This window comes from Nocardioides guangzhouensis (assembly GCF_004519545.1).
GTDB classification, from domain to species: Bacteria; Actinomycetota; Actinomycetes; order Propionibacteriales; family Nocardioidaceae; genus Nocardioides; species Nocardioides guangzhouensis.
Map to the genome: position 1 here is coordinate 1 of NZ_SDKM01000091.1, position 3,474 is coordinate 3,474.

Below are 3,474 nucleotides of genomic sequence, written 5' to 3' on the forward strand. Positions count from 1 at the left end.
ACCCTGATCTACACCTCCGGCACCACCGGCCGCCCCAAGGGCGTGCGGCTGCGCCACCGCTCCTGGGTCTACGAGGGCGAGGCCATCCGCAGCCTGGACATCCTGCACGAGGACGACCTGCAGTTCCTGTGGCTGCCGATGGCGCACTCCTTCGGCAAGGTGCTGCTGTCCACGCAGATGGCATGCGGCTTCGCGACCGCGGTCGACGGCCGGGTCGACAAGATCATCGACAACCTGGCCGTCGTGAAGCCGACCTTCATGGGCGCGGCGCCGCGCATCTTCGAGAAGGCGCACGGCCGGATCATCACCATGCAGGCCGCCGAGGGTGGCGCCAAGGAGAAGATCTTCACCAGGGCGTTCGAGGTCGGCCTGAAGGTCGACCAGCTCAAGCGCGAGGGCAAGTCGGTCCCGCTGCCGCTGAAGGTGCAGCACGGCCTGTTCGACAGGCTGGTCTTCTCCAAGATCCGCGACCGCTTCGGTGGCCGGGTCCGGTTCTTCATCTCCGGTGCCGCCGCGCTCAACCGCGACATCGCCGAGTGGTTCCACGCCGCGGGCATCGTCGTCCTCGAGGGCTACGGCCTCACGGAGACCTCGGCCGGCTCGTTCGTGAACCACCCCGACCAGTACAAGTTCGGCACCGTCGGCCCGGTCTTCCCCGGCAGCGAGGTCAAGCTGGGCGAGGGCGACGAGGTCCTGATCAAGGGCCCCGGCGTCATGGACGGCTACCACAACCTGCCGGAGGAGACCGAGAAGACGCTCACCGCCGACGGCTGGCTGCGCACCGGCGACAAGGGCAGCCTCGACGAGGACGGCTTCCTGACCATCACCGGCCGGATCAAGGAGCTCTTCAAGACCTCCGGCGGCAAGTACATCGCGCCGCCGGCGATCGAGTCGAAGTTCAAGGCGATCTGCCCCTACGCCAGCCAGTTCCTGGTGTTCGGCAACGAGCGCAACTACTGCGTGGCCCTGGTCACGCTCGACCCGGACGCGCTCGACGGCTGGGCCGAGGAGAACGGCGTCACCGGCGGCTACGCCGAGATCGTCGCCTCCGAGAAGTGCCAGGAGATGGTCGCCGGGTACGTCGACGAGCTGAACACCCGGCTCAACCGCTGGGAGACCATCAAGAAGTGGCGGCTGCTCGACCACGACCTCACCGTCGAGTCCGGAGAGCTCACCCCCTCGATGAAGGTCAAGCGGAACGTGGTCGAGGAGAACAACAAGGCGCTGATCGACTCGCTCTACGCCTGAGGCTCTACGCCAGGAGTCAGCGACCGTACAGCGGACGCACGGGCGGCACGGTTCGAACGGGTGTCGGCGGGACCTCCCGCCGGCACCCGTCGCATTTCGCGTCCCGTCCCGGAGGACCCCGCATGAGCCACGAGCACGACGACCTGCACGACCACGACAAGGGGCTCGCCCACGACCTGCCGCGGATCGTCGAGCGCAGCACGATCGCGCGCCGCGGCGTGCTCGCGTTGCTCGGTGGGCTCGGCGCACCCTGGCGGCGCTCCGGCGGCCGGTGGGTCGAGCGTGGACGTCGGCGACGGCGAGATCCCCGAGGAGACCGCCGGGCCCTATCCGGGCGACGGCTCGAACGGCCCGGACGTGCTCTCCGAGAGCGGCGTGGTCCGCAGCCACATCACGCGGAGCGTCGGCACCGCCTCGGGTGTCGCCGAGGGGGTGCCGCTCACGATCCGGCTCAAGGTCTACGACCCCGACGGCGAGGACGCCGCCGCGCTGGCTGGGGCCGCGGTCTACCTGTGGGAGGCACTGCGACCGCGACGGCAACTACTCGATGTACTCCGACGCGGCCGCCGACGAGCACCACCTGCGTGGTGTCCAGGAGGCCGGCGGCGACGGTTCCCTGGAGTTCACCAGCATCTTCCCCGCGGCGTACTCCTAGTCGGATCAGGTCCCGGGCGACCCGGGAGTCCTCCTCGCGCAGCTCGAAGGCGGTGCAGCGCAGCACGATCACGTCCGTCCCCACGAGCCCGCGGTGCCGCTCGACGTCGTCGGGGACGACCGGCTCTGGTTGGATGGGTGGGTGCCGCCCTCCGCACTTCCCACCGGTGATCCGGCACCGTCCGACGGCTCGCTGCCGGACAGCGCGCTGGCCACGCTCGGGGAGCGGCCGTTCGGGTGGTACGTCCACGTGCCGTTCTGCACGGTGCGCTGCGGCTACTGCGACTTCAACACCTACACCGCCGAGGAGCTCGGCGAGGGCGTCACCCGCGCGACGTACGCCATGTCCGCGATCCGCGAGATCCGGATGGCCCGGAAGGTGCTCGGCGACGTCGACCTGCCGGTGTCGACGGTCTTCTTCGGCGGCGGTACGCCGACCCTGCTTCCGCCGCAGGACCTGATCGCGATCGTGGCCGCGCTCTCCGGGGAGTTCGGGCTGGCCGAGGACGTCGAGGTCACCACCGAGTCCAACCCCGACAGCGTCACCGCCTGGGACCTCGAGACGCTGCGCGAGGGCGGCATCAACCGGGTCTCCTTCGGGATGCAGTCCGCGGTGCCGTCGGTGCTGGCCACGCTCGACCGGACGCACGACCCGCTACGGGTGCCGGCGGCCGTCGACTGGGCGCGCGCCGCGGGCTTCGACGAGGTGAGCCTGGACCTGATCTACGGCACGCCGGGGGAGAGCCTCGCCGACTGGGAGACCTCGCTGCGGGCCGCGCTCGCCTGCGCGCCCGACCACGTCTCGGCGTACGCGCTGATCGTGGAGGAGGGCACCGCGCTGGCCCGGCGGGTACGCCGCGGCGAGCTGCCGATGCCCGACGACGACGACCTGGCCGACAAGTACCTCGCCGCCGACGCGGCCCTCTCCGGCGCCGGGCTGGACTGGTACGAGGTGTCGAACTGGGCGGCCCGGCCGGACTCGGTGTGCTGGCACAACGTCGGCTACTGGCGCGGCGACGACTGGTGGGGCGTCGGCCCGGGCGCGCACTCGCACGTCGGCGGCGTCCGCTGGTGGAACGTCAAGCACCCCGCGGCGTACGCCGGACGGGTGCGGGAGGGTGCCAGCCCGGCGCACGCACGTGAGCTGCTCGACCCGGAGAGCCGCCGCGTGGAGCGGGTGCTGCTCGAGGTGCGGCTGCGCTCGGGGCTGGGGCTCGAGGCGCTCGACGACGCCGGGCGCGCCGCCGTGCCCGACCTCGTCGACGACGGCCTGGTGACGGTCACCGGCACGACCCTGCAGCTCACCACCCGGGGGCGCCTGCTCGCCGACGCGGTGGTCCGCGCCCTGCTGCCCTGAGATCCCGCGATCTCGGGGACATGCCGGGGTGGTTACCGATGCCGAGGACGCCGCGGGGGCCTAGGGTCGGAGCATGACGCAGGGGCCCGACGACCAGAACCAGCAGCCCGACCCGCAGCGGCCCGAGGAGCAGTCCGGGTCCGGGCAGCCGGGCCAGGAGCAGCCGGGCTACGACCAGCCGGGCTACGACCAGCCCGGGTACGACCAGCCCGGGT

The 3,474-nt window shown here is 71.6% G+C and carries 2 protein-coding genes; both read left to right on the top strand.

Annotation, left to right across the window (positions count from 1 at the left end; translation table 11 throughout):
- The coding region (locus EKO23_RS24420) for an AMP-dependent synthetase/ligase (RefSeq protein ID WP_134721144.1) at positions 1–1,248 on the top strand (1,248 nt) is incomplete at its 5' end.
- A gap of 748 nt (positions 1,249–1,996) precedes the next feature.
- A complete protein-coding gene (gene hemW, locus EKO23_RS24425) occupies positions 1,997–3,259 on the top strand; it encodes a radical SAM family heme chaperone HemW (protein ID WP_246051300.1) in 1,263 nt (420 codons plus the stop codon).
- Positions 3,260–3,474 lie beyond the last annotated feature (215 nt).